Source organism: Pseudomonas fluorescens, assembly GCF_001307155.1.
Lineage (GTDB): Bacteria > Pseudomonadota > Gammaproteobacteria > Pseudomonadales > Pseudomonadaceae > Aquipseudomonas > Aquipseudomonas helvetica.
Genome location: NZ_CP012830.1, coordinates 6,328,863 through 6,354,226 on the forward strand (window position 1 = coordinate 6,328,863; position 25,364 = coordinate 6,354,226).

Below are 25,364 nucleotides of genomic sequence, written 5' to 3' on the forward strand. Positions count from 1 at the left end.
CGGGAGGATGGGCCCGACACTCAGCTATAAAGTCGGGCCAGTTCTTCCTGGCAATAATCCACGAACAGCTGCACCGGTTTGGTCAGTTGCGTGCGACGCAACCACGCTGCCGATAAACCCGAGCCGGTGACCGTTTCAGTCAGCGGCACACACACGACTTTTTGCCCGTCATAGGTGTAGTCCGAAAACGGCTTGGTCACCAGAATCGAAAAGCCAAAACCGCGCCCCACCATCCCGCGCACCATCTCGATCGACGGCGAGCTGAAGACAATGTGCGGCCTCAACCCGAGCTCTTCAAAAACGCTCACGAAGTAGGTCCGGCTCGGCACCACGTCGAGCAAGATCATCGGCTCCAGCACCAGCTCATGCAGCGAGACTTTCGCCTGTTGCGCAAACCGGTGATCCGCCGGCAGCAAGGCATAGGGCTGCTGCGGCGGCATCAGCGGCACGGTCTCAATCGTGCTGTCCAGATCGTGTTCGAAGAGCATCGCCAGATCAACGCTGCCGGCGGTCAGTGCCTGCACCAACTCCTGCTGCTCGCCATCCCGGATGCGGATCTCCACACCCGGCCAGCGCTCTTTGAAGCCGGCGATCAAGCGTGGCAGGTACAGCGGCGCCACCGTTTCAAAACAGCCAATATCGATCTGCCCCGCCACCATGTCATTGTCCGCCAGCGCGTTCTGTTCGAACTCGTGAGCCACCCGCAGCAGCTCAAGCGCTTTGCGGTAAAAACGCGAGCCGCTCGGCGTCAGCGAAACACCCTGCGCGTGATGCCGGATAAACAGCTGAACACCAAAGCTGTCTTCCAGGTGCTTGATGGCGGTCGACACCGACGGTTGGGCGATATAGAGCTTGCGAGAGGCTTCAGCCACGCTGCCGCAATCGGCGGTGGTGACGAAATACCTGAGCTGGCGCAGGTTGTAAGCAGCCATGCGGACCTCCAGAAAATAGCAATGCGTAACGCTTTTGTGGCGAGGGAGCTTGCTCCCGCTGGGCTGCGTAGCGGCCCCAAAACTTCGGCAATAACGGCTGATTTGCGAGTGCTGCGCCCTGGTGCGCCAGCCCGGTCGGGCGGGAGCAAGCTCCCTCGCCACAGCAGCGTTCGATCTGGTGATTCTTTGGGTGCACGATCACGCTTGAACATACCGGAGGCGGAAAAACCGCGGGCACTATTTTTTAAGGTTTGAAGCAACAAACTTAATCATTTATCTATCCCGATGCATTGCACATGATCACTCCAACAAGAAAAGCGTCGCTTGCGCGGCGCTCACTGAAGTACGTCCACGTACTCACTTTGCCTTGGAGTCCGTCATGGTCACCGGCACCCTGGGTGTGCAACTGTTTCACCTGAACCTCCCAGCACCGGACTCGCCGTTCCCTGCCCGGTGTGCACTTCAACTTCGTTTGACCAGGTCGAGTTCGTCGACGAAGACGTAGTCGTCGAGGCTTTCGCGAAGCAGTTACATCACGCTGGGCATCGGCCAGAACGCTTGAGCACCGCACTGAGGATGCGCTGTCCGTATAAGCCGACGCCAAGACCCGACACGATGAGAACGACTGCAACGATTTTGTTGACTGACAGGCTCTCATTGAAAATTGTGACTGAACCGAGCAGTCCGAATACCGGCACCAATAACGACAATGGCGCGACTGTAGACACGGGATATCGTTTCAGAAGTGAATTCCACACCCAGTAGCCGAATAGTGTATTGGGGTAGACCTGGAACAGGATCGACAGGACGGCGCGGTAGTCGAGTTGATTCACCAATGCGCTGTAACCCGTTGAGCCGTTGACAGCGTAATCCAGCGCGAAAAGAGGGATGGGCGAAAACGCGCTGGACCACACCAGGAAAGCGAAGACCTGGGTGGTCTTCGCTTTTTTGTTGATCACGTTGGCGACACTCCAGGCGACTGCTCCCAGCAGCACCAACAGCAGCCCGGCCGTCGTGACTGTCCCATCAACAATCGAGATGATGCTCAACAAGCCACAGCAGGCGATACCTATGCCCGCCAGTTGGTAGCGGGAAATCGCTTCCTTGAATATCCATGAGCCCAGCAGGAGGGTGAAAAACGCGCTGAACTGAAGCACCAGCGAAGCGATGCCTGCTGAAAGACCAGACTGGATGCCAAGGTTAACGACGCCCCAAAGTCCGATACCGAAGACCAGACCGTAACCCATGATGTAGCGCCACTGCACATCAGGTTTCGGAATGAAAAAGATCGCTGGAAGTGCGCAAAGCGTGAAGCGAATGCCAGCAAGGATCAGCGGGTCAACGGTGGTGAGGCCCAGTTTGATAACCGAGAAGTTCACGCCCCATATGGCAGTAATCGAAATGGCGAGTAGCAGGTGCCTGGCTTTCATGCTGATCGTCCTTGATGGGTCGTTGAAGAATTAAACGTGAGAATCCACAGCAGCAAGGCAGCAGCGCTGATCAAGGCGCCCAGCAGGCTTACTGCCCTCCAGCCCCAGAGCGCATAAACCTGGGTCGCGGCTGCGGCTCCCAGCGCGCTACCGACCGAGTAGAAGCACATGTATGCGCCGACCATGCGACTGTGGGCATCGGGTCGTGCAGCAAAAATGAGGCTCTGGTTGGTGACGTGTACCGCTTGCACCGCGAAGTCGAGCAGGACTACGCCGCAGACCAGCGCGATCAGGGACGTCTCGGCAAACGTGATGGGTAACCAGGACAACGTCAGCAGCCCCAGCGAAATGCCGGTCACTCGTTGCCCCAGGCCTTGATCGGCCCAGCGACCGGCTCTACTGGCAGCAAGGGCACCGGCGACTCCGGCCAAGCCAAACAGGCCGATAGTAGTGTGTGAAAGCGACAGCGGCGGAGCGCTCAACGGCAGCACCATGGATGTCCACAGCACGGAAAAAGCGGCAAAGATCAGTAAGGCCAGAAGGCCCCTGGCGCGTAAAGTGCGTTCGGTCATGAACAGTTTGAAGAGTGAACTTATGAGCGCCAGGTAGGAGTCTTGGTGCCTTGGCGGCGCCGTGACAGGAACCACTTTCCACAGCACCGCCGCGATGGTCAGCATCAATCCTGAGGACACGAAGTAAACGGCGCGCCAGCCGGCGATGTCCGCAATCAGGCCAGAGGTAAACCGTGCCAGAAGAATGCCCAGGACAATTCCACTGGTTACCGTCCCCACTGCCTGCCCGCGTTGTGATGGCGTTGCCAACACGGCGGCGTATGCCACCAGTACTTGAACAACCACTGCCAGTAAGCCCATCACGATCATGGCGCCCAACAGGGCCAGCCATTGCTGTGCTGCGCCGACCGCCGCGAGTGCAACCGCAGACAGCAGGACCTGAGTCAGAATCAACCGCTTTCGGTTGACCCTATCGCCCAGTGGGACGATGAACAGCAACCCCAACGCGTAACCCACCTGAGTGGCCGTCACCACGACCCCGATCAATCCTGAGGTGACGCCCAGGCTCTCAGCCATTGAGGCGAGCAAAGGTTGGGCGAAGTAAACGTTGGCGACTGCAAGTGCGCAGGTGGCGGAAAACAATAACGTGAGCGACGGGGAAAGCCCTGGAGACCGGTCGGTCCTGCTGCGTTCTCCGGTATCCGAATGCAGTAATCCCGAAGGCTGTCTGGAGAACCGTTTGGTGGCTGAGTCGGCATCTGCTGTCATGTACACCTCCATGGCGTTAAACTGGTTTCAATTCAGAACTAGATTCCATTGTTGCCGTATCAGGTTTTAAATTGCAACCACATTGCGCCAGACTGGTGGACAGGCTTGGCAACTCCACATTCCGCAAGGTCAAAAAAATGCTCGAAGATGCCTCACCACACAGCAGCGAATGCCCGGTCGCAAGAACACTGGAGGCCATCGGGGATCGTTGGTCGCTCATGATCATCCGCGACGCGTTTGACGACATTCGCCGATTCAGCGAATTTCAAAAGAGCTTGGGCGTGGCCAAGAATATTCTCGCATCGCGACTGAAGACGCTGGTTGAGGTCGGGGTTTTCGACGTTCGACCGGCGTCAGATGGCAGCGCCTACAAGGAGTACGTCCTTACGGAAAAAGGACGGGAGATCTTCCCAGTTGTGGTCAGCATGAGGCAGTGGGGCGAACGTTTCCTGTTCAAGCCGCAGGAAACGCGTTCTGTGCTGATCGACAACGAGTCCGGCGAGCCTCTGATGCCGATTGAAGTTCGCTCATCACGCGGTCAAAAACTTGGACCGTCTGACTGCCACAGAGTGAGATTTGTTGGCGGCGAGTCGTGAATCGACAGCAGACTTGCCTCGCCCCGGAATCTCCTGACTGACTGGCCTTACACGGTGTTGCGGTTTTTTTTCTGCTCTTTTTTGCCGGGCGTTTAATAGAATGCTCAGATTGAACGCCAAGACACTGTCGCGTACTACAGTGCCACGAGAAACCCAATGAACACCCATTTTGAGAGAGCAGCATGATCGAGGTCACCGAGGTTCCCATTGCCCAACTGCGGGCGGCGCTCGAATCGGGCCAGACCACGGCGGTTGAACTGGTGCAGGCCTATCTCGCCCGAATCGATGCCTACGACGGCCCCGACACGCCCACCGCCCTTAACGCGGTGGTGGTGCGCAACCCCGAGGCGCTGAACGAGGCGCGGGCATCCGATGCCCGCCGCGCCAAAGGCCAGACGCTGGGCCCACTCGATGGCATTCCCTACACGGCCAAGGACAGTTATCTGGTCAAGGGGCTGACCGCCGCGTCCGGAAGCCCGGCCTTCGCCAACCTGATTGCCTATCGCGATGCGTTCACCATCGAACGGCTGCGCGCGGCCGGCGCCATTTGCCTGGGCAAGACCAACATGCCGCCCATGGCCAACGGCGGCATGCAGCGCGGGGTCTACGGCCGGGCAGAAAGCCCGTACAACGCTGACTACCTCACCGCCCCTTTCGCCTCTGGCTCATCGAACGGCGCCGGTACCGCCACTGCCGCCAGTTTCGCAGCCTTCGGCCTCGCGGAAGAAACCTGGTCGAGCGGACGCGGCCCTGCCTCGAACAATGGCCTGTGCGCCTACACGCCATCACGCGGGGTGATCTCGGTGCGCGGCAACTGGCCGTTGACGCCGACCATGGACGTGGTCGTGCCGTTTGCCAGAACCATGGCCGACCTGCTCGAAGTGCTCGACGTGGTCGTGGCAGAAGACCCCGACACACGCGGCGATCTGTGGCGGATGCAACCTTGGGTGCCGATCCCGAGCGTCACCTCGGTGCGCCCCGCCTCCTACGTGGCGCTTGCCGCCAATCCCGATGCCCTCGCCGGAAAACGCTTCGGCATTCCGCGGATGTACATCAACGCCGATCCCGAAGCCGGCACCTCTGAAGCACCGGGCATCGGTGGCCCGACCGGGCAACGAATCAACACCCGCGCCTCGGTGATCGGGCTTTGGGAACAGGCTCGCCAGGCACTTGAAGCGGCTGGCGCCGAAGTGATCGACGTCGACTTCCCGCTGGTCTCCAACTGCGAAGGCGATCGCCCCGGCGCGCCGACCGTGTTCAATCGCGGCATCGTCTCCAAAGAGTTCCTCCACGATGAGCTGTGGGACCTGACCGCGTGGGCGTTCGATGACTTCCTGCAAGCCAACGGCGATCCAAAATTGAATCGCCTGGTCGACGTCAACGGACCGCTGATCTTCCCCCACGACCCCGGCACCCTGCCCAACCGCGAAGGCGACCTTGCCGCCGGCATGGACGAATACGTGCGGATGGCCGAGCGCGGCATCACGCCGTGGGACCAGATCTCCACCGTGCCCGACGGCCTGCGTGGACTTGAACAGACCCGTAAAATCGACCTCGAAGACTGGATGGACAAACTCGGCCTCGATGCCGTGCTATTCCCGACCGTCGCCGACGTCGGCCCGGCGAATGCCGATGTCGACCCGATTTCTGCGGACATCGCCTGGAGCAACGGCATCTGGGTCGCCAACGGCAACCTCGCCATCCGCCATTTGGGCGTGCCCACAGTCACCGTACCGATGGGTGTGATGGCAGATATCGGCATGCCGGTCGGGCTGACCTTTGCCGGTCGTGCGTATGACGATTCGACGTTGCTGCGGTTGGCTTCGGCGTTCGAGGCGACGGGGACGAAGCGGCTGATTCCGCCACGGACTCCGGTGTTGCGCAAGTAAATGGCTCTGTAGTGGAATGACAGGCGGATGCGAGGGTGCGTCCGCCTTCTGCTGGATTTGCCACCCCAATGTCACAACAAGGAATGTTTGCACATGAAATTCGGCTACATGATCATCTACGTCCCGGACGTTGCAGCCTCACTCCAGTTCTTCTCATCCGCCTTCGGGATTGCCACTCGCTTCCTCCACGAATCCGCCACCTATGGCGAACTCGAAACCGGCGAAACCACCCTGGCATTCGCCGCCGACGAACTCGCGGCGATGAACTTCAGCACCGGCCACATCTCGGCTCACGCCTCCCCCAAACCACTGGGCATCGAAGTGGGCCTGGTGACCGACGACGTAACCGCCGCCCATGCCAAAGCACTACACGCCGGCGCCACTGAAATAGCCGCTCCCCTCATCAAACCCTGGGGGCAAACCGTCTCCTACGTTCGCTGCCCGGACGGGACATTGGTGGAGCTTTGCACGCCTGTGCAGGCGTGAGCGATAGCTGGGGTCTAAATGCCGAGTTGGCAGGCTACGAACGCAGCCTGCCAATCGCCCGCCGATACTTTTCAATTCGCTCCAGATCTTCCCAGGACGGCTGTGCGATTCGGGACACATCACTGTTCTCTTCAAGGTCAGCCAGCTTGACCACACGGCCTATCGGGTTCTGCGCCGCTCGTTCGACGAACAGTTCGTAGGACTCTCCCGGCAGCTTGGTGACAGACTCAATGGCCGCCAGCACCGTTTCACTGAAGCCTTCTTGACGCAAATCATCGAGGCTGATGCCAGAGTCCTCGACCACGTCATGCAGAACCGCCACGATCCGCTCTTCCAGGGTGCTGACCCTCAGCATCACTTTCAGCGGGTGCAGGATGTACGGCGAACCGCCCTTGTCGACCTGCCCTTCGTGAGCGGCAGCAGCAATGGCGATGGCACGTTCCAGTGTTTGAGTCATCTCGATTTTCCTTGGCTGCAAAGCCGTAGCGGTTGCTCACGTAGATGCCGAGCTTGAGCCAACCCACGACGGACTTCCACTCCCCCACGCTCGGAGCTGCCGAAGGCTCGGGCCGCGTTCGGACAATCTTTTGATTTTCAGCTCCGAAACTCTCGTAGGAATCCACCCACCGTGGCGAGGGAGCTTGCTCCCGCTGGGCTGCGAAGCAGCCCCAAATCCTGCAACCAATCTCCTCAGACACTCCGCAGAGCCCGGTTTACGGCAAATTCACCGCCGAACATGGACAAACCACATCGCCACAATGGCCGCGCAGCGTCCTACACCCCGGTTGCGGCGCCAAAAGCCGACACCTATATTCGAGACGTCGCTGACCGCAGTTAGCGATAGGGTTTCGCAGCCCTACAGAAGATGACCTACACCGTCGAATGAGAACTCTGGCAAACTTTGCCCGCGTTACATTTCATGGCGGTTGTGCGTGGGAGACTTTCGGGTCTGCCGGGTGTAGGTCACTTCTCGGTCTGCGAACCCGCGTACAGCTGCCACCCATTTGTTTCGCAGCGAAAAGGTGGTGCTTCTATTTGCTTTGATAGAGACCTACTTATGACCACGAACAACCCGCCCCACCGCTTCACCCCCATGTCCCAATTCGCCACCGACAGCCCAGTCCTGCACATCGACAGCGACGCCCCGCTACGCGAACTCCACAACTGCGTCAGCGAACGCCTCAACGCGGTCCTCAAATACCTGAACCTCATGGCCTGCACCAGCCTCCCCGACTACGCCGAGAACGACATCAACACCGTCACCAACATCGCCCGGATCATGGTCCAGGATGTGGCTGATGTGTTTGGGGTGATTGAGCAGCGTGGGTTTGATACGCCCAAAGGGCAGTGACCTGCATTTAGTCGCAAAAAAACCGCATTGCTGCGGTTTTTTGTTGCCTGCTTACATTCCGTTTTTATTTTGCGAGCAGCGGTTAGTCGATTACGACTGACTGCTTCCGGCCAAAAGCCGCCGCTCACTGAGGACTGCTTGCGACCCTCTGCGGACGTTTAGCTGGTAACCGATTGGTTAGCTACTTTCTTGGAAAACGTCTTACCAAAAGCAATCCACCTTTTTTCATAATAGAAGGTCGAGATATGCGCAGTGAGAAAAACTGCGGCGAACAACAAAGGGCGCTTCAAATATTTTATGACGGTCTCTCCGCTACCCAGCCAAGTCTGTTCCAGCAGCGGATGAACAACATAGAGAGCGTACGAGATGGTAGCTATATAAAATAGAACGCGACTATTCAGGATTTGGGTCACTCGTGCCCGGCTATTGAGTAACGTGCTCCCCACCAAGGCTGCGGCAAGATAGGGGCGGAAGTAGTTCATGAAGCCCGCATCGGGATGACAGGACAAGGCAAACAGGAGGAGTAAAAGTATTTGTGCGCCCCCCGGTTGGGTCGGAAGTTTCGCAAGGGTGTTGCCCAGTCTATTGCTGTGTATCAGTGCAAGTATGCATCCAGCGAGTATTTCATCAATGCGGTAATACGTGTTGATTGCGACATGGACATCATTCATGACGCGGTACATCGTGACGGCAATGCAGAATAAAGGGATCAGCACTACCCACTTGTTTCTCAATAGAACGACCAGCATAGCGATGGCGACATAAAATTGAACCTCTACGCACAAACTCCATAGGTGGCCGTTTGCATTGCCAAGCCACATTGGCGGCCAGTTGGCAATGAACAGAAAGTTTGCGATGTAGAAATCAGAAGTACTGTTCATGACAAATAAAGCAATCGCCATGTACAACCAGGCGAGCGGCACAATCCGAAAGATTCTGCGGATTAAAAAATCAACGACGCTGCTGTTGCTGAGCAGAAAACTTGTTATCAGGAAACCCGATAGCGTAAAAAAAATAGCCATTCCCATAACGCCTGCGGCGGAATTCAATTGCCAATGCTTTGGACCAAGTGGTAGCAGGTGGCTCGCCAAGACAAGCAAGATGCTGATGCCGCGCCATCCATCAAGCATGCTTAATCGAGAGTCTGCTACGGAGTGACCATTCATATTTGCATTCGCTCGTTGGAATGTGTGTCTCAATCAGCAGTAAGCTGAAAGTTTCGCTCCCTCGCATTTTTTCCAGAAATCACAATTCTCTATCAATACCAAGTCCGCTCTTGGGTCGATAGAGGATATTCGATAAAGGCAGTGCTGCGTCTGAAGACTGTCTTTAATTCATATAAAAACCCAGTGGTCGCGGCGGTGAAAATTTCATGAAATCAGACCCTTTAAAATTTTCAGTCTAGGACAGCTTTTGCACTTTACGCTTCACACCATGAAAAAATTCTAGTCGCGAGGGATTCGCTAAATGACTGGGCTTTTGACGTTGCTTGGCAGCATGGCTCCAAGTGAATCGCCCACTTTTTGGTAGATTCCCGTGACCGGCGGCTTTTGGCCGATTCTGTTGAAAAAGTCGGTTCGCCCAAACGGCCTGGTCATTGACTGGTTAAAACGCCTTTTTTGCACACTGCTACGTGAAATCTGAGTCCGGAAGCTTCTGCCGAAAGTAAAGATTTCAATCACGGGCACATACTTTTCTGCTGCGGAAGCCATGGTCGACTTTTTCAACAGAATCGGCCGATTTCTGCCTTTGGCCCACGGCAGCTTTGGGGGCATCGGCGACGTCGCCACACCGGGTCAGGATGACGACCAGCAATCACAGCCAAACAATCTAAGCTCATCCGAACGGGACCTTATCGTGCTTCAGAAGACTCGCCATTCTGACCGTATTGGCTTGCTACTGAATGGCACATGTCGATTCTGTGCATCACGTTATGCGGTCAACTCTTCCGCCCAAGCGACACGCACATTGACTCAGGGCCCCCTCCACGCCTACGTCTGGAGACACCACCATGATTCGCGTCCTGTTGACGGCTTTTATGCTGCTTGCTCTAAGCATCCCAGCACATGCTCAGGTGACGCCATTTCCTGCCTCCTTTCGTATTCAGGACATTCCAGTAGAAGGCGTCACACTGCATGTGCGCGTCGGCGGCAAGGGGCCGGCCGTGGTGCTGTTGCATGGCTTTGGCGATACCGGCGATATGTGGGCGCCACTGGCTGCCGATCTGGCCCGGGATCACACGGTCGTGGTGCCGGACCTTCGCGGCATGGGCTTGTCGTCGATCCCGGACAGCGGCTACGACAAGAAGACCCAGGCGGGCGACATCCGTGCGGTGTTGGCCGCGCTGGGTATCGAACACTCGGTGGTCATCGGCCACGACATCGGCACCATGGTCGCCTACGCCTACGCCGCGCGTTATCCGCAGCGTACCGATCGCCTGGTGGTGATGGATGCGCCCGTGCCGGGCATTCCGCCCTGGAACGAGATTGTCCGCTCACCGATGCTTTGGCACTTCGACTTCGGCGGGCCGGATGCTGAACGCCTGGTGGCCGGCCGTGAGCGCATCTACCTGGACCGGTTCTGGAACGAGTTCGCGGGCAATCCCACCAAGGTGGATGAAGCAACCCGTCAGCATTACGCCAAGCTCTACGCCCGCCCCGGCGCCATGCACGCAGCCTTCGCCCAGTTCCGCAGCATTCGTCAGGATGAGGTGGACAACAAAGCGTCGATGGCGGCGCGACTGACCATGCCGGTGCTGGCCATTGGTGGTGAAAAGTCTTTTGGAAGTAATGAAGCGATCGTGATGCGCAACGCGGCGGACAAGGTCACGGAAGTGGTGGTGCCGGGGGCAGGACATTGGCTGATGGAAGAGGCGCCAACGCAGACTATTCGGGCGGTTCGCGACTTTATTGCGCAGTGATGGATCGAGGTATCGGAGGTTTTTTGGAGGCCCCTGCACTCAGGGCCTGCCCTGAAGTTATATAAGGGGCTAGACACTGCACGACAACAAACTGATAACGATGCTTGCCCTCCCCCGTAAGCAGATATTGCCGACACTGGACTCCGCCCCTATGTTCCTGATTTCAGCTACGGACGCCCTTGAGCAGAAGCTCCAGTGCCCCGAGCGCTTGCGACAGCCTGTTCGAACCAGGCTCTGCTTCTGCGATCCAGAAGGCTGCTTCGCACAAGCTTCCATAGATCAGCATCGCCAGTGCTTCGGGATCGGACTGCACACCCCCCTCCTGGAGCATCAGTTGCTCAAGCATTTTCTGTAGAGAGGCAACACAATGACGGTGCGCCTCCGGCGGAGAGCTACCCAGAACAGCCCGGGCATCACGCAACACGATGCGTTGGATTTCAGGTTCCTGCGCCATTTCCAGATAAGCACGGCAGCGGTTTCTGAAGGCCTCCCACACGTTTTCGGTGCTGTCCGAAATCGCTTGTAACCGCGCATCCATCTCAGCATCAATCTGTGCGACCACAGCGGTGAGCAAGCCTTTCTTGTCTCCAAAATGATGATAAAGCGCGCCCCTGGTCAGGTTAGCCAGTGCTGTCAAATCATCCATGGACGTCTCTGCATAGCCGCGTTCGCTGAAAATCTGGCGTGCGGTCTTGAGCAGTGTGGCGCGGGTTTCTTCCATGTCAGCGCGAGTACGTCGAGCCATGATCTCTCCTGGGTTGATAAGCCGTTTACATTCACCTCGTATGATTATAGGATTTTAATCATACGCGATGAATGTATTTTTTCAGTTCAGCGACGCCCAAGCAAGCTGCGCTAATTCGATAAGGAGAATCGAGCATGGCCAATCCGTACCGAGTACTGTTCCAAGCCCCCGGCACCAAGGGTTTTTCCGTGGCCGGCCTCCTCGCCCGTTTACCGCTACCTATGACGGGTATCGGCATCATTACAATGCTGTCACAGCTGCGGGGCAGCTACGCGCTGGCCGGCGCGGTCTCAGCTACCTTTGTCCTGACGTACGCATTGATGTCGCCGCAAGTTTCGCGCTTGGTGGATCGATACGGTCAGCGCCGGGTACTGCCGGTGTCTACCGGCATCAGCGCTCTGGGCATTCTTCTGCTACTAGCTTGCACCTACTGGCATACACCCGACTGGACTCTGTTCGTGGCAGCCGCGCTGGCGGGTTTCATGCCGAGCATGTCAGCGATGGTCCGCGCCCGCTGGACGGCTATCTACAGGGGCAAGCCGCACCTGCAAACGGCTTATTCACTGGAAACAGTGCTAGACGAAGTTACCTTCATCGCAGGCCCTCCCATTTCCGTTGGCTTGAGCGTGGCCGTCTTCCCACAGGCTGGGCCGTTAGCGGCGGTAGCACTGCTGGTGATCGGCGCACTTGCTTTGGCTGCGCAAGTCGCTACCGCCCCCCCCGTGGAATCCGCTGAAGAAATAAGCACACGCACAGCCTCGGTCTTTCGCCTGTCGGATGTCCGGTTGTTAACATTGTTGATGGTCGCGATGGGCGTCATCGTCGGGACGGTCGATATCGTGAGCGTCGCGTTCGCCGAACAAATGGGCAGTCCTGCGGCGGCCAGTATCGTGCTGTCGTGTTACGCCATCGGTTCGTGCGCAGCCGGCCTGCTGTTTGGTGCGCTCAAACTGAAAACGCCGTTACACAAACTCTTGCTGATGGGTGGTCTGGCCACCGCAGCGACGACACTACCCTTGTTAATGGCTGGCAACATTGCCGGGCTCGCCGGCGCGGTCCTGGTAGCAGGCCTGTTCTTTGCGCCAACAATGATTGTGGCGATGTCACTGGTAGAGAGAATCGTGCCGGAAAGACAATTGACTGAAGGGATGACCTGGTTGCTGGCCGGCTTGAATGTTGGAGTAGCTCTGGGGGCTGCAGCGTCCGGCCAGTTGGTGGATATGGAAGGTGCACGCTATGGATTCAACGTAGCGTTAGCGGCAGGGGCAGCTGTGCTCCTCGTAGCCATTTGGGGATACCGACGTATGCGAGAACACGCGCTGGCGGCAGCGTACTCAGTGTAAGAGGAAGAGCTGGTGCTAAAGCTTTGCTAGACGGCTAAAAGCTGAAGGTCAATAGCGCCAGCTGCTACCGACCAAAAGAGACCACTCAAACGCGTCTGCCATCCCTACCGCGACCTGACGGGAGACTGTCACGTACGGTTCTGTGAGCAGCCGAGGGGTGAAACTCCCTTCGGCTGACTCGACTTGCTGGAGAGCTGCGCAGTGGCAAACGGGCCGCAGCGATCATGAGCTTGATCCAGTCGGCGCGTATGAATGGGCATGATCCGTATGCTTACCTCAAGGACGTCTTGACTCGTCTGCCGACACAGCAGGCAAGTGAGATTGATCAACTGCTGCCGCATAAGTGGATGCCGGCCTAGTCATGCAAGACGGATTGACTGGACGCTGCGGTCTAGGGAATGGCCTGAGTCGATGAACGAGCGACGGCGCCCCACTTTATCGGCATCATCCTGGGCAGCTCAACTGTTCAGGGTGAAGCTCAATGGAAAAGAGTGTGCTGTTCCTGGCCAGGTAGCAATGCTCCTGGTGAAACTTGAACCTGCGCATCATCGCCAGCAACTGCGGTTCCTTGCAGGCCAGTTGCTCCAGATCACGGCGCATTCTCGCCTCCATGCTGACCTTGTGTTCCTCGGAGAGGCTGCTCGCTGCTAAGTCGACTCTGTAGCGGTAGAAGATCGTGTCACCGTACGTCAAACCGACGTACTCAAGGGTGGTAATTGCATCCAGTTGCTTTGGCAGGGTCGCGTCCAACTGGGCGAGGCGCTCGACCAGCAGCGCCTGTTGGGCCACCTTCTCCTGCTCGGCCTTGAGCGCGAAATAGCGTCCAATCCCGACAATCAGTAACACCGCAGCGATACCTAGATAGAAATTACGCGGGTTGCGCCGCTTCTTCGGCGCCAGCTTCATCAACATCTTGAATGACTCGTCCTGAGCATGAAAAAGCCCCTAGCGAAACTAGGAGCTACGGGTGAAAACGGCATAGCCTGACACAATCCCCCCGGGGGAGCACTCGGCGAATCCGGGGTTGTTATCAGGGCGAGCACTGCGTGAGCTGACTGCCCAGGCCTGAACTGACTTCGACGCGCCGCGGCTCCAAATCGAGAAGCCGGGAAAAATCTCTAGCCAACCTTCAGTTGCCCAGTATGTTGCAGTTCAGCGCTCAGGGTGGTCACTGGCCCACTATCGCTCTTAATGCTGGAGTTCGAAAGGTGAATTGGCCGGACGCTTAGTGCGCCAGCTTTAACGGGCGCTCTAACCGTCCGGGCAACTCACCCTTTGATGCCGTCGTCTAAGGTATGCATCTACAATAAAAGGTGACAGATCTATTTATTAAAATATATCTGCCACCCTTTATCTTATGAGGAGAACATTGCTGCGAAGTCGCGAGGACCAGGCTTAGAGTTGTGTGGGGGTTTTAATGCAAGGATCAAAAGTAGTTCTAGCGTCAGCCTATCAGTTTCACTGCTGATCTGAATGAAGCGGACAGTCTCCCAGCGATCCCACCATGTGGTTTTTTTGTGAGGCGAAGTCTGATCGTGCTGTCGCATCTTAATTGTGCGACCTGTCACTCCAACGTACAGCGCTTGCCCTTCTTTATCAAAATAAGCGTAGACCGCACCTGTTCCGTTATCACCTAGCTTTCCCTTTGCGAAATAGGTTTCGCGATTGTTCGGGGCCGTGGCTGATAAGAAGAGATCTTTAGCATCAGTTGATGCCCTCTCAATCGACTGGCGTAAACTAGCGAACATTGGCATGAAATCGACCTGACTGGTGTTGGAAGCGGAAAATCAGTACGTATATTATTAGAAGACGGATAAGAGATGACGGATCTATTTTTCAAATAAATCCACCACCTTTTAATTACCGGTACAACGGCCTCCCCCATCAGCCAGAAGTAGACACCACCAACCGGCCCTCTCTCAGCTCCAACCGTCTATCACGCGTCAACTGCTCGATTCTTTCCTTCAATGGCGCTGTCACCTTGGCCGTGGCGCGGCCAAAACCGAGCAGTCTCAAGGCGCCAGAGATCGCGTCGTCATGACTCATGGAAAACCCCGAAATGATGATTTCTATCAGGGCCTGGTCGAGTTCTTCCGGCGCGACCCACTCCAGTTTGCGCTCGGCAGACTCCCAATGCGCTCGGCTGCGAATGACAACGGGACGATTCTCGACGTGGTGAAGAAATTCGCCACGGCGCAAGAAGTGCCGCTGCTTAATGCCCATGCCAATGGCGTTCTCCACGGCGGCAGTGATTCTTGAGCCTTGCCGTGTCACCCCGAAAGCCTCCATTAGCCGCCGAGTGACCTCTACTGAATGCACCGGTGATTCGACATCGACCACTGAACGGATCAGGCGCAGCAGGTGTTCCGGCTGGTGTTGATGTAGTTCCACTTGGGTGCTGACTGCAGAGAGCCGCGCCTTTTCATAAGGTTGGCTGGCGATCGGTTCGACTTCGGCAATGGTTTCGTCACGGATAATTTCATGCTGGGGCTCGATCAGAGTTTCTGTGACCGAGACGCTACGACGGTTGGCTATATGTTCGCGGGCAGCCTCGATTGCCGCTACTGTGCGTGTGATTTCTTGCTTAGGATTGCGGAACCAATCGGTACTCCAGATACGATGGAAGTTCCAGCCCAAGCCCTCAAGCACACCTTGGCGCAAGCGATCGCGATCACGTGCAGAGCGCGAGCTGTGATAGGCCGCGCCATCGCATTCAACAGCCAGCACGTATCGGCCTGGAAACTCGGGGTCTCTCACGGCGAGGTCAATGAAGTAACCGGCAGTACCGACTTGCGGCTCTACCTGGTAGTCAAGATCACGCAAGGCCCGGATAACCTCATCCTCAAAGGGCGAATCTGTAGCCTTGCCGGTTTCCTTGGCGACTTCCAGTTCCCCCGTTTCCGCGTACTTGAGGAAGTTTTTCAAAGCCCGTACGCCATGCTTGGCAGTGGCATCGATCTCCAGTTCATCGCCACGGAAGTTACAGAACACGCGCATAGCCAATTTGGCCCGTGTGATCAAAACGTTGAGTCGGCGATGCCCGCCATCTTTATTGAGAGGGCCAAATTCACGGGCGATTCGACCGGACTCATTGCGGCCATATCCAATGCTGATGAAGATCACGTCGCGCTCATCACCCTGAATGTTTTCAAGGTTTTTGACGAAGAACCGCTCGCTGCCCTGTGCGGTGAAAAACGCTTCGGCCTGAGGTGTCTTGCGCCGTAGCAGCTCAACCTCAATGTTGATCAGATCACGCTGCGGAACGCTGAATGCGGCAACCGCCAAGGACAGTTCCGGCGTCTCCAGCGCGTGTTTCATCACCGCTTGGGCGACTGCTTTGGCCTCATCCTTGTTGGTCCGTGTGCGGCCACGGTCATACAGTGCCTGCGGTAGGTAATCGAAGCTCACGCCCTTCGCGTGCGGATGCTGGCCTGCGGAAGGGAATACCACCAGCTTGCTGTCATAGAACTCCACGTTGGAGACGGCGATGAGTGATTCGTGTCGGCTGCGGTAGTGCCAGCGCAGGTAGCGTTCCTGGCTGCCCGCCGCCTTGAATAGACTGAGGATGCTTTCGATGTCGGCGGTGGCTTCGTTGTCGTCATCAGCTGCAATGTCGCGGCTGAACAAATCGCTAGGCGGCATCTGCCGGGTGTCACCAACCACCACCACTTGCTTGCCACGTAAAATCGCGCCAAACGCATCAACGGCCTTGACCTGAGAAGCTTCGTCGAACACCACCACGTCGAACGCTAACTTGCCTGGGGGCAGGAAGTTGGCGATGGACATGGGGCTCATCATGAACACCGGCTTGATTTGCTGAATCGCCCGCCCGGCCTTGTCGATCAGTTGACGGATCGGAATGTGCCGGCGCTTCTTGTTCAGTTCTGCGCGCAAAATTGCCATTTCACCCGGCTGGTTCACATTAGGCATATGTTCCCAAACCTGCCGCGCTAGAAACGTTTGCGCATGGTTCAACGATGCGGCATCGAGGGTTTTGAACTTGGCGATCTGATGCTCGTGTTTGATGCGGTCAAATTGCTGTAGTGCTGGTTTTTCAGCGTACGCCTTCTGCACCAGCCCTGAATACCAGGAAAAATCGAGGATGGCCGGTAGCTGATCAGGCGCGTCGCTGCGCAGGGCAATGTTCAACAACTCGTCCAGTTGGGCCTGATGAACTTCGCCCGACAGTACGTTGAAGCGGGCCATTTGGTAGAGCGCGCCCAGGCTGGCCTGCCACAGTTGCAAGCGCGCGCCCAAAGCCGGTAGATCTAGACTACGCAGCGTTTGTGCGGTGTCATCCTGCATGCCGATGACTTCCAGACCAGCTAGCAATGCCTGATCGAGGCCCGCAAGATGCTCCTCGATGTCACTGACCGTCTCCCCAAGCCCGCTGGCGTCCGTGTGCCCGGCGAGGAACGCAATGATCCCCTGCGGCACATTGCCGTTGCCGAGGTCTTCGTAGAGTTGCACAACCCAGGCGCTTACGCGCTCAAGCACCGCCCAATCAGACTTCTGACGTTGCCATTGAGCACCGAAGAGAGCGCTGCCCAGCCCCTCATGTTGGTGGTAAACCTTCAGACTTTGTTGATAGGCAAGGACCGAATCGACCAGAGTGAGTTGCTCGGTGTTGCTGCCAGGCAGAGTGCCCTGCACAAGCCCTTGCAAGCGAGCCTTGGCCGCACGATAGCGCCCCGAAAATACTTTCCACCACTTGTCTCCGTAAGCCAGCAGATTCTGCCGAACTTCCAACAGGTCCTGCTCCCATGCGGCCTCGATCAGCTGGGTCCCGTGGTTGGCCTTACATGTGCTCATGCGCTGACCGGCATCGAGCAACTCATGAATTGCATCGCGGCGCAGCTGCCAGTCCCCTGTACTTAGCTCTACACCTTGCAAACGAGGCGCTTCGGCCGCCCGCCTTGCAGCGCGGCATATGACAGCAACGTCCGCGAGTGTGGCGGGCTGGGTCAGCATTAGTCGAATCGATAGCGCCTTGGCTGCAGCGTCCAGAGCGGCTAAATGCGCACTTGCTTGTTGCAACGCATCGTTCGCATTGTTCTGTTCAATGGGAGAGAAATAAGTTCGCTTGCTTCCCCAGAACGGGTTTTGGTCTGGACGGCCCATTTCCTTAATATGAAGTGTCAATTCTTCAATCAACTGGCGGCGTTTTAGCTGGTCGGTCTGGGTCCATGACACCATTGGCGCGAAAGCAATTGTCGGCAACACGCCGTAACTGCGCTTGAGCTTGAGGTAACGGCCCAACACCTCGACAAAATCCATTCCGCTGGCACCTACAGGCGCACTCACCGCTTCGCAGTAACGGTTTAAGTTGCCTTGCAATTCCGCCAGGTTGGCCAAATCATCTTCACCCACCTTGGTCAGTGGGCGACCCTGTTCAAGCGTGCGACCCAGCTCTTTGATCACCGATTGTTTGGTCGACTTGTGGCTGTGCAGCTCCAGCACCGCATCACCCAAGTGACACTCGTCGAGCCGACGTTTAACCACTTCGAGAGCAGCCATTTTTTCGGCCACGAATAACACGGTTTTTTTCTGGGCAATCAATTCCGCGATGATGTTAGTGATGGTCTGCGACTTACCAGTGCCCGGAGGCCCCTGGATAACCAGGTTGGCGCCCTCGCGCACTTCGAGGATAGCTTCGGTCTGGCTGCTGTCCGCATCTTTGACGAATCGGACTTCCCCAGGCTTGAGCACCGAGTCGATGTTCACATCCTCGGCATAACACGGCCGCTGGTCACCGAAGCCAGCCCCCAGAAGCCGGTTGATTACCGGGTGGGCATCGGGTTGATGGTCTTGCGGCCAACTTTTCGGGTCCAGATCCTTGAACATCAGGAACTTGCCAAAAGAGAAGAACCCGAGCGCAGCCTCGTTTGTTGAAACCTTCCAGCGGGGTTGTTTGCTTACCAGGTCCGTCACTTCAGCATAAAAGCTGTCGAGGCTACCCTCTGCAGCATCGAAGCGATCCTCACTGAACTCACAAGCCGCGAGGTCGAGACCAAAATCGGTCTTGAGCTTGGCGATCAACGACAAGTTAGGCATCAACTCGTCGCCGGAATACTTCAGTTTGAAGGCGTCCTTTGCGCCGCTGCGTTCAAGGGTTACCGGCAACAACATCAAAGGAGCCTTGCGAAGGGTCTCTGAGCTGTCCGCTTCGTACCAATGAAGGAAGCCCAGCGCCAGAAACAGCGTGTTTACCCCTTGCTCCTCGACAAAGGCTCGCGCCTCACTGTGAATCCTCAACAGCTGCAGGAAAAGGCGCTCCTCATCCAGTGCCGTCTGCAAGCGCGTATCCGTATGCCGCCGCGCTCGACCCGACTCATCCACCTCATCGTCGACAGCACTCAATTCGCCCAAGCCGTCGAGTTCAAGCAACAGCAACTCATCAGTCGCTATGTCCTGAGCGTCCTCTCCTTCGGGCAGCGCGATCTTCGCCAACGCAGCCGACTTCTGGCGGGCCATCGGAGAAAAACTCATGGTTTTCTCCTGCCGATAAAGCAGGTGGAACACCGACTCAGACAGTTCATCCACCACCGCCAACGTCTTCGCTGACGCGCGGAAGTTCAGCATGGTGTTGCGAAGGCCGATATCGAGTAGTTCCTTGCGGCTACCCTGCAGCTTTTGACTAATCCCTGAACTCATGAAGACTCTCTTGAAACGTGGCCGAGGCTGGAAACGATGGGAAACAGATTACCGTCGGTTAACGGCAGATGCATGATCATGGACGACGATCATCGCTATCACAACGAACTAACGTCGCCTGTAGAATTATTTTTCGTTAGGTCCGCAGGTACTGAAAAGTAAGCCTTGACGCAATCAACCCATGCCAACTTCACAAAACCCCCGTCACCATAGGAACACAAGCCAACTGAAGCCCAGAGGGCGAATGGTAAATAGCAGGTTCATCCCCCAAACCGCATCGCCGGTAAAATTAGGCAGCGTTCAACGTAGCGTCCAGATTGACTTCTTTCAGCCCCAGATCCCGTGCCAAGCATTCCAGGTGGCTCAGGACTCTCAAGCCGATGCCTTGTTGCATAAAACCCAGGAGCACAGAGATCGCGCCGATTTCGCTGTTCTCCAAATCAAGCATTCCCGTCGCCACCGGTTCTCCTTAAATACACCCCAGATAAAAGTGTTTTTCCATCAGGTTGCTGTACCGTCCGTGGCTGATCCTGCCGTCCAGGCCAACACTTACTCCGTGGTGTAGGCGCCGATGCATTGATGCCGTATCGCTTGAAGGCGAATATAGAATGCTGCTTGGGAATCGCTTGGCTTGGCGCGTCTGATTTCGAACATTTCATTCTCCTTTAGCCATAGATGGACGGAGAACTAAAAAGCCCCGTCCGAGTTCGCGGGCAATCCCACCAAGGTGGATGAAGCAACCCGTCAGCATTACGCCAAACTCTACGCCCGCCCCGGCGCCATGCACGCAGCCTTCGCCCAGTTCCGCAGCATTCGTCAGGATGAGGTGGACAACAAAGCGTCGATGGCGACGCGACTGACGATGCCGGTGCTGGCCATTGGTGGTGAAAAATCTTTTGGAAGTAATGAGGCGATCGTGATGCGCAACGCAGCGGACAAGGTCACGGAAGTGGTGGTGCCGGGGGCAGGACATTGGCTGATGGAAGAGACGTCAACACAGACTATTCGGGCGGTTCGCGACTTTATTGCGCAGTGATGGGAAGAACTCTCGAAGGGAATTTCTGGCAGGCCCTGTCTCCAGGGCCTGCCAGACAATAGCGGTTAGTAAACCTGTACCCGCCACAGCTCCCGCGAGGAGGAAGCCGGCGACATCGGCAGTCGGCCGTGCAGCGTCCGATAGTTGTCGATCAGCACCAGATCACCTTCGCTCCATTGATGGGCGATCAGGCAATCCGGGTCATAAACCAGCGCGTTGACCTGTTCAAGCAGCGCCTGCTGGGCCTGCTCATCATGGTCCTGCACAGACTGGCTCAGGGTCTGCAATGTCGAGTCGGTGCCCTCTTGGTAACGCAGGATGAGTTCGCCGCTACGGGGGTGATGATCCACCAGGCTGTACATGCGCGGCGAACCGCCGAAGTAAGTCATCTTGGTGTAGTAGGTGATGTTCACCTTCTGCCATTGTCGGGCGACGTGCTGCCCGACTTTTCGCAGCACGTTTCGGCTGTCGACGATGGTGGTCTGGCCCTCGCCCGGTTGCGGCGCGGTCTTGCAATACAGCATGAATTTGCTGGCGCAGAATTTCGGATTGCGCTGAACCTGTGGGTCGCTGTCGGGCAGCATGTTCAGGTCCCAGTGCAACGGCGTTTTCTCCAGCGAGTGCACCACGCCCTGGGGTTTGTCCGCGGGTTTGACCACATGCACGGCACCGAAAGCCCACTCGTACAGCGTGCCAAAGCGTTCGCAGCTGCGAGCAAAACTGTCCTGGTCGTCGAAGCGACAGCCCTTGAGGCAGACGAAACCAAAGGTTTCCACCAGTGCCTCCAGCAGGCTGGTGGACAGTCGCTCGAACCCCAGCCCCAGCGGGTCTCGCACCACCAGGCCAAATAGCGGAAGCTTTTGCAGTTCGTATTCGAAGCCTTGGGCCTGCGGGTTTTCTGTTTGGTGGTAGAGCCATGGCCGCCCCTGCCAGGTGACCAGCACATGGTGGTCGAGGTCGACCTGGGCCCGTGCGCGAAGACGCTGGCTACCATCGATGTTGCACACCGGCACGGCATGCCAGGGGCTGTCGACACGGGTCAGCCCTTCAGCCAACCCAACGGTGAATTTGGGTCCGGCATTGCTGTACTGATGGACCGACAATCGAATGTCGTCGCCGAAGAAACGATCCACTGCCGCATTCAATGCCTGCCCGCGAAACATCATCTGGTAGGCTTTGAAGTTGATTTGCTGCAGGTACTCGTCCTCGCTCTGCCCGTCCTCACGGCACAGGCGCAGGTCGTTGTACAAATGACTGCAGAGGTTGTCATGGGCCTGGCTGAGGGATTCATCGTGCCGGCTCTGCTCGATCAGTTCTCCAAGGTTTTTCCAGGGTAGACGGGCCTGCTTGACCAGGCTGGCGCGGACCGCCTCGGCACTTTGGGCCTGCGGGAACAGGTCTTCCATGCTGACCCACTGAATCGTATGGGTGGTGCACAGTTCACGCAAAGCCCGGTTGTAGGCTGCGCGAACGTCGTCGGCCACCCCAACGATGTCATTGAACGTCGTCCCGTCGCTGAGGATCGACACCACACAGCCCGGTGTGTGCAATGCGGCGATGGCTTGGCCGAGCTGGTCGAGGCGCTCGATAGCCATCACCTCACCATAATCCGGCAGTACGCCGAAGGTCTGGTCACTGGCATTGGGCGACTTGCAGGGAAAACCTGGCAGTACCAGACGTACTGGCAGGTTTTGATCAAAGTACTGCCCCAGGCTGCGCGCCAGATGCGCCCGGCCTTGTGTTTCGAAACAATCATCCGTGCCTTTGAGCAGATAACCAGCCAGCAAATCGCTGACGGCAGCGATCCAGGCGTCTCTATGTTCCATAGAACAACTTCCTTGAGGGTTTGTGTGTATCAATAGGATTTGACGGTATCGCCATGCTCGGTGAGCGCATGCGCTGTCCCGCAGACTTGCTGCAGAATGCGCAACAACCCGGCCGGTTGCTCACAGCAGAAGTCCGGAGCTAGGGCCTGCAACGTCTGAGTCAGGCCGTACCCCCAGGTGACCGCTGCCGAGTACATACCTGCGGCACGGGCAGTTTTCAGGTCGATCTCTGTGTCACCGACGAACAAACAGCGTTGCGGATCAACCGACAACCGCCGGGCGGCTTCCCACGCCACATCCGGCTGAGGTTTGAGTGACCGGCCCGTGCGATGCCCCAGAATCGGCCCGAAAACATTCTGCGGCAGCAATGTTCTGGAAACCTGCAAGGCCATTTCCTCGGCCTTGTTGGTCACGATAGCCAGCGGCAGCTGTAACTGGCGGCAGCCTTCGAGCAATTCCAGTACACCGCTGAATGGCCGGGAAAATTGAACCAGGTTGTGCTGATACAGCGTCACATAGCGCTGGTGCAGGGCGATCGCATCAGCGATACCAAACTGCGCGGCAACCCGCTCAATCATCGCCGTGGTCCCGCCACCGATATAGCCCCGCACTGTTTGCGCAGTCAGCACCGGGCAACCGTGTTCGAGTAACACCTGGTTCAGGCACCAGGTGATGTCCGGCAAGGTGTCGACCAAGGTTCCATCCAAATCGAAGAGTACGGCTTCGACCCGCAACCGAGACGCCATCATTGAGCACTGGCGTAGTGACAAGGACGCCCCTTGCGGAACACCAGACGGTGATAGCGCTCATCGACATTACTGCGTTTTTCGAGGGTGACCACACCCCGTCGCTTGATGGCTACCGAATGCCAGGGAGTGCGCCACAGGTCACTGGTGGGCACCAGCCGGATACCGATCTTCGTCGACACCGCCAATTGCGGGTGAATCGACAGGCGCAGGCAATGCGGGTAGCGCGCCAGTAACAGGGCGCTCCAGGCTTCACTGCGCTGAATCACCCGCTGGGAGGCCGGCTTGGCGACCTTCTTCACCGCATTCAGGCTCATGCCGGCGAATACCTTGAGCCCCGAATAATCCTCGGACAGAAAGCGATGGATACCGCAGTACATCAACATCATATGCGGTTCATCCTTGAAGCGCTGTTGCAACAGGATCAATGACTGACCGTGCTCGATCATCATCTCCTCACGCATGGCGTCCAGACAATCAAGCTGAGGATAGGCATCCCTGAGGTCGAAATGGGCGAACGTACCGGGATAAAGCTGATCGGCGTAGTCCTGGATAGCGTCGGTGTAAGCCTTGACGTCAGAATCGGGAACATGCACCAGGTCAGAGAACACATAACCATCGGAGCAGATATGAATCAGCGCGCCCGGTGCATAGATCTCCCGGATCTCCTCACACAGGCGGTGTAACTCGTCGATTGCATGGTGTTCAGCAAGATCAGGGAGATGGCTTAGGGTTTTCTTGCGGCTGGGCGATTTGCCGGGAAAGGCTGGCAAGACCATTTCGACTTTGCGACCGCTCTCGACCGCCTGCATCACCTTCGCCAGATGGGGTTCCAGCACCTGCAACGAAAGCTCATGATCCTGTTCCGGGGCAAGACTCCGACGCCGAAACAGACATTCGAGAATTTGCTGGGCAATGTTCATGTGGGGGGTGTTCTGATGCGCATGCACCAGCTGACCGTCCGCCGGTTGGGCAACGGTATTTGAACCTTGCATAGACAATCCTTTGTGTGGTGAATAACGGCTATTTTTTGGCCGTCAGCAGATATGCCTTACCTGCGGGCGGCTAAATTCCTACAAGTCGTAAGAGTTTGTCAATCGTGGCCATCTGGAATATTACGTCTTGCACGAGCCCCCGCCCCTCGGGGGTCTGCCGCCAGTTAAGCAACTAACCCCTGCCTGACCTGCAAAGCCCCTTCACCATAGGAACACAAGCCAACTGAAGCCCGGAGGGCGAATAGTCAATAGTGGATAAGGAGCGCATGATCGGCTTGCAAACTAGCTATATCTGCCCTGAAGCCATCCCTCAAACTTACTCTGAGCAGCGCCTTCCAAACTGGGCGCGTAATAAACCAAGTGCAAGTGCCTGTCGGCGTCAATTATCAGGGTTGCATGCTCAAACGAGATATTTCCGAATGACGGAATTTCAAAATTTCTGAGGCCTTGGCAAGGGCCGTGAATATCCTGCCTGTTCCACCAATACTTGAACTTTGCACTGACTTTCTCGAGGCTGCGCACCAGCTCAGCAACATCGCTTTGCGCCGAAGCATGAACAAAATCCCTGCGAAAGCTAGAGAGCATTTGTATCGCCTGCTCCTCCCAGGGGCACAACAGCGAACGCATTTTCTCATCAGTAAACAGCATCCACAGGAGGTTGCGCTGCTCTGGAGGCTTGTCTGCAAAGTTGAATACTTTATCGCCGGCCGGATTCCATGCGAGAACGTCCCAACGCAAATTCAGGACATAGGCGGGGCGCAGCGGCATGTCTGCCATCAAACGATGGATGATCGTTGGAACGACGCACCAAGTCTGTGCCTGTTCTGCTGGAGCACGTTGGTAGGTCAGCAAGTAAAGGTGCCTGCGTTCCATGGCGTCAAGTTTCAATACTCGACATAGACTGTCGAGGAAAGCCGGTGAAACCCCAATATCGCGGCCTTGCTCAAGCCATGTATACCAAGTCAAGCCGACGCCTGCCAACGCGGCGACCTCCTCACGACGCAGCCCCGGCGTCCTTCTTCGCCCAGTCGTTGGTAATCCTGCTTGCTCGGGTGAAATGCGCTCTCGGCGACTGCGCAAAAATGCCGCCAACTCGTCTCGGGTGCGTTCGAGTGTTCTTCCCATTACACAGTTG

General features: G+C 56.9%; 20 protein-coding genes and 2 pseudogenes. 8 read left to right on the forward strand and 14 right to left on the reverse strand.

What is annotated here, in order from left to right; genetic code table 11:
- Window positions 1-20: 20 nt before the first annotated feature.
- From AO353_RS29130 to AO353_RS29140, 3 genes are all read right to left on the reverse strand, one after another.
- Window positions 21-932: a LysR family transcriptional regulator gene (locus tag AO353_RS29130; RefSeq protein ID WP_054598095.1), complete on the reverse strand. Its 912-nt coding sequence runs from the start codon at window positions 930-932 to the stop codon at window positions 21-23.
- A 533-nt stretch (window positions 933-1,465) separates the two neighbouring features.
- A complete protein-coding gene (locus AO353_RS29135; RefSeq protein WP_054598096.1) occupies window positions 1,466-2,362 on the reverse strand; it encodes an EamA family transporter in 897 nt (298 codons plus the stop codon).
- Window positions 2,359-3,642, reverse strand: coding sequence for an MFS transporter (locus AO353_RS29140; RefSeq protein WP_054598097.1), 1,284 nt, complete (start codon window positions 3,640-3,642; stop codon window positions 2,359-2,361). The genes AO353_RS29135 and AO353_RS29140 overlap by 4 nt, the downstream gene beginning before the upstream one ends.
- Before the next feature lie 137 nt (window positions 3,643-3,779).
- On the opposite strand from AO353_RS29140, the gene AO353_RS29145 reads away from it, so the two are divergent.
- The 3 genes from AO353_RS29145 (at window position 3,780) to AO353_RS29155 (ending at window position 6,613) form a co-directional block, all read left to right on the forward strand.
- Entirely contained in the window at window positions 3,780-4,238 is a 459-nt protein-coding gene (locus tag AO353_RS29145; protein ID WP_054598387.1) for a winged helix-turn-helix transcriptional regulator, read from the forward strand.
- Window positions 4,239-4,420: 182 nt separating this feature from the next.
- Window positions 4,421-6,127 carry an amidase gene (locus AO353_RS29150; RefSeq protein ID WP_054598098.1) on the forward strand — a complete coding sequence of 569 codons (1,707 nt, stop codon included), beginning with the start codon at window positions 4,421-4,423 and terminating at the stop codon, window positions 6,125-6,127.
- Window positions 6,128-6,220: 93 nt separating this feature from the next.
- The gene (locus AO353_RS29155) at window positions 6,221-6,613 is read left to right on the forward strand and encodes a VOC family protein (RefSeq protein ID WP_054598099.1); all 393 of its coding nucleotides are present in this window, start codon (window positions 6,221-6,223) and stop codon (window positions 6,611-6,613) included.
- A gap of 34 nt (window positions 6,614-6,647) precedes the next feature.
- Here AO353_RS29155 and AO353_RS29160 read toward each other — a convergent pair whose 3' ends face one another.
- Window positions 6,648-7,070, reverse strand: a complete 423-nt coding sequence (locus AO353_RS29160; protein ID WP_054598100.1) for an HD domain-containing protein — start codon at window positions 7,068-7,070, stop codon at window positions 6,648-6,650.
- Between the two features lie 600 nt (window positions 7,071-7,670).
- Here AO353_RS29160 and AO353_RS29165 point away from each other — a divergent pair.
- A complete protein-coding gene (locus tag AO353_RS29165; protein WP_054598101.1) occupies window positions 7,671-7,964 on the forward strand; it encodes a hypothetical protein in 294 nt (97 codons plus the stop codon).
- A 158-nt stretch (window positions 7,965-8,122) separates the two neighbouring features.
- Here AO353_RS29165 and AO353_RS29170 read toward each other — a convergent pair whose 3' ends face one another.
- Entirely contained in the window at window positions 8,123-9,130 is a 1,008-nt protein-coding gene (locus tag AO353_RS29170; protein WP_054598102.1) for an acyltransferase family protein, read from the reverse strand.
- 845 nt (window positions 9,131-9,975) lie between these two features.
- On the opposite strand from AO353_RS29170, the gene AO353_RS29180 reads away from it, so the two are divergent.
- Window positions 9,976-10,884, forward strand: coding sequence for an alpha/beta fold hydrolase (locus AO353_RS29180; RefSeq protein ID WP_054598104.1), 909 nt, complete (start codon window positions 9,976-9,978; stop codon window positions 10,882-10,884).
- 163 nt (window positions 10,885-11,047) lie between these two features.
- Here the strand turns inward: AO353_RS29180 and AO353_RS29185 are convergent, their stop codons facing one another.
- Window positions 11,048-11,629 carry a TetR/AcrR family transcriptional regulator gene (locus AO353_RS29185; RefSeq protein WP_054598105.1) on the reverse strand — a complete coding sequence of 194 codons (582 nt, stop codon included), beginning with the start codon at window positions 11,627-11,629 and terminating at the stop codon, window positions 11,048-11,050.
- Between the two features lie 134 nt (window positions 11,630-11,763).
- On the opposite strand from AO353_RS29185, the gene AO353_RS29190 reads away from it, so the two are divergent.
- Entirely contained in the window at window positions 11,764-12,972 is a 1,209-nt protein-coding gene (locus AO353_RS29190; protein ID WP_054598106.1) for an MFS transporter, read from the forward strand.
- Window positions 12,973-13,157: 185 nt separating this feature from the next.
- Window positions 13,158-13,331, forward strand: a pseudogene (locus AO353_RS29195) (transposase domain-containing protein); the annotation flags it as partial.
- An 85-nt stretch (window positions 13,332-13,416) separates the two neighbouring features.
- Here AO353_RS29195 and AO353_RS29200 read toward each other — a convergent pair.
- The 4 genes and pseudogenes from AO353_RS29200 to AO353_RS29210 all read right to left on the reverse strand — a co-directional run bounded on the left by AO353_RS29200 (window position 13,417) and on the right by AO353_RS29210 (window position 20,280).
- Entirely contained in the window at window positions 13,417-13,884 is a 468-nt protein-coding gene (locus tag AO353_RS29200; RefSeq protein WP_054598107.1) for a hypothetical protein, read from the reverse strand.
- A gap of 443 nt (window positions 13,885-14,327) precedes the next feature.
- Complete coding sequence (locus tag AO353_RS31045) at window positions 14,328-14,726, reverse strand: GIY-YIG nuclease family protein (RefSeq protein ID WP_102667228.1); 399 nt, start codon at window positions 14,724-14,726, stop codon at window positions 14,328-14,330.
- Window positions 14,727-14,856: 130 nt separating this feature from the next.
- On the reverse strand, window positions 14,857-19,626 hold the full coding sequence (locus tag AO353_RS29205) for a DUF3320 domain-containing protein (protein WP_054598108.1): 4,770 nt from the start codon (window positions 19,624-19,626) through the stop codon (window positions 14,857-14,859).
- Window positions 19,627-19,816: 190 nt separating this feature from the next.
- Window positions 19,817-20,280: pseudogene (locus AO353_RS29210) on the reverse strand (GNAT family N-acetyltransferase).
- A gap of 73 nt (window positions 20,281-20,353) precedes the next feature.
- On the opposite strand from AO353_RS29210, the gene AO353_RS29215 reads away from it, so the two are divergent.
- The gene (locus AO353_RS29215) at window positions 20,354-20,662 is read left to right on the forward strand and encodes an alpha/beta fold hydrolase (RefSeq protein ID WP_237142953.1); all 309 of its coding nucleotides are present in this window, start codon (window positions 20,354-20,356) and stop codon (window positions 20,660-20,662) included.
- A 65-nt stretch (window positions 20,663-20,727) separates the two neighbouring features.
- Here AO353_RS29215 and AO353_RS29220 read toward each other — a convergent pair whose 3' ends face one another.
- The 4 genes from AO353_RS29220 to AO353_RS29235 form a co-directional block, all read right to left on the reverse strand.
- Window positions 20,728-22,488 carry an isocyanide synthase family protein gene (locus AO353_RS29220; protein WP_054598109.1) on the reverse strand — a complete coding sequence of 587 codons (1,761 nt, stop codon included), beginning with the start codon at window positions 22,486-22,488 and terminating at the stop codon, window positions 20,728-20,730.
- A gap of 29 nt (window positions 22,489-22,517) precedes the next feature.
- Complete coding sequence (locus tag AO353_RS29225) at window positions 22,518-23,234, reverse strand: HAD family hydrolase (RefSeq protein ID WP_054598110.1); 717 nt, start codon at window positions 23,232-23,234, stop codon at window positions 22,518-22,520.
- Window positions 23,234-24,229: an isocyanide synthase family protein gene (locus AO353_RS29230; RefSeq protein ID WP_054598111.1), complete on the reverse strand. Its 996-nt coding sequence runs from the start codon at window positions 24,227-24,229 to the stop codon at window positions 23,234-23,236. Before AO353_RS29230 ends, AO353_RS29225 begins: the two co-directional genes overlap by 1 nt.
- Before the next feature lie 282 nt (window positions 24,230-24,511).
- On the reverse strand, window positions 24,512-25,354 hold the full coding sequence (locus AO353_RS29235; protein WP_054598112.1) for a helix-turn-helix transcriptional regulator: 843 nt from the start codon (window positions 25,352-25,354) through the stop codon (window positions 24,512-24,514).
- Window positions 25,355-25,364: the final 10 nt, after the last annotated feature.

What these genes read in the sequence shown, in the direction of transcription:
- AO353_RS29130 (WP_054598095.1), bottom strand. Translation starts at nt 932, where the DNA reads ATGGCTGCTTACAACCTGCGCCAGCTCAGGTATTTCGTCACCACCGCC.
- AO353_RS29135 (WP_054598096.1), bottom strand. Translation starts at nt 2,362, where the DNA reads ATGAAAGCCAGGCACCTGCTACTCGCCATTTCGATTACTGCCATATGG.
- AO353_RS29140 (WP_054598097.1), bottom strand. Translation starts at nt 3,642, where the DNA reads ATGACAGCAGATGCCGACTCAGCCACCAAACGGTTCTCCAGACAGCCT.
- AO353_RS29145 (WP_054598387.1), top strand. Translation starts at nt 3,780, where the DNA reads ATGCTCGAAGATGCCTCACCACACAGCAGCGAATGCCCGGTCGCAAGA.
- AO353_RS29150 (WP_054598098.1), top strand. Translation starts at nt 4,421, where the DNA reads ATGATCGAGGTCACCGAGGTTCCCATTGCCCAACTGCGGGCGGCGCTC.
- AO353_RS29155 (WP_054598099.1), top strand. Translation starts at nt 6,221, where the DNA reads ATGAAATTCGGCTACATGATCATCTACGTCCCGGACGTTGCAGCCTCA.
- AO353_RS29160 (WP_054598100.1), bottom strand. Translation starts at nt 7,070, where the DNA reads ATGACTCAAACACTGGAACGTGCCATCGCCATTGCTGCTGCCGCTCAC.
- AO353_RS29165 (WP_054598101.1), top strand. Translation starts at nt 7,671, where the DNA reads ATGACCACGAACAACCCGCCCCACCGCTTCACCCCCATGTCCCAATTC.
- AO353_RS29170 (WP_054598102.1), bottom strand. Translation starts at nt 9,130, where the DNA reads ATGAATGGTCACTCCGTAGCAGACTCTCGATTAAGCATGCTTGATGGA.
- AO353_RS29180 (WP_054598104.1), top strand. Translation starts at nt 9,976, where the DNA reads ATGATTCGCGTCCTGTTGACGGCTTTTATGCTGCTTGCTCTAAGCATC.
- AO353_RS29185 (WP_054598105.1), bottom strand. Translation starts at nt 11,629, where the DNA reads ATGGCTCGACGTACTCGCGCTGACATGGAAGAAACCCGCGCCACACTG.
- AO353_RS29190 (WP_054598106.1), top strand. Translation starts at nt 11,764, where the DNA reads ATGGCCAATCCGTACCGAGTACTGTTCCAAGCCCCCGGCACCAAGGGT.
- AO353_RS29200 (WP_054598107.1), bottom strand. Translation starts at nt 13,884, where the DNA reads ATGTTGATGAAGCTGGCGCCGAAGAAGCGGCGCAACCCGCGTAATTTC.
- AO353_RS31045 (WP_102667228.1), bottom strand. Translation starts at nt 14,726, where the DNA reads ATGCCAATGTTCGCTAGTTTACGCCAGTCGATTGAGAGGGCATCAACT.
- AO353_RS29205 (WP_054598108.1), bottom strand. Translation starts at nt 19,626, where the DNA reads ATGAGTTCAGGGATTAGTCAAAAGCTGCAGGGTAGCCGCAAGGAACTA.
- AO353_RS29220 (WP_054598109.1), bottom strand. Translation starts at nt 22,488, where the DNA reads ATGGAACATAGAGACGCCTGGATCGCTGCCGTCAGCGATTTGCTGGCT.
- AO353_RS29225 (WP_054598110.1), bottom strand. Translation starts at nt 23,234, where the DNA reads ATGGCGTCTCGGTTGCGGGTCGAAGCCGTACTCTTCGATTTGGATGGA.
- AO353_RS29230 (WP_054598111.1), bottom strand. Translation starts at nt 24,229, where the DNA reads ATGCAAGGTTCAAATACCGTTGCCCAACCGGCGGACGGTCAGCTGGTG.
- AO353_RS29235 (WP_054598112.1), bottom strand. Translation starts at nt 25,354, where the DNA reads ATGGGAAGAACACTCGAACGCACCCGAGACGAGTTGGCGGCATTTTTG.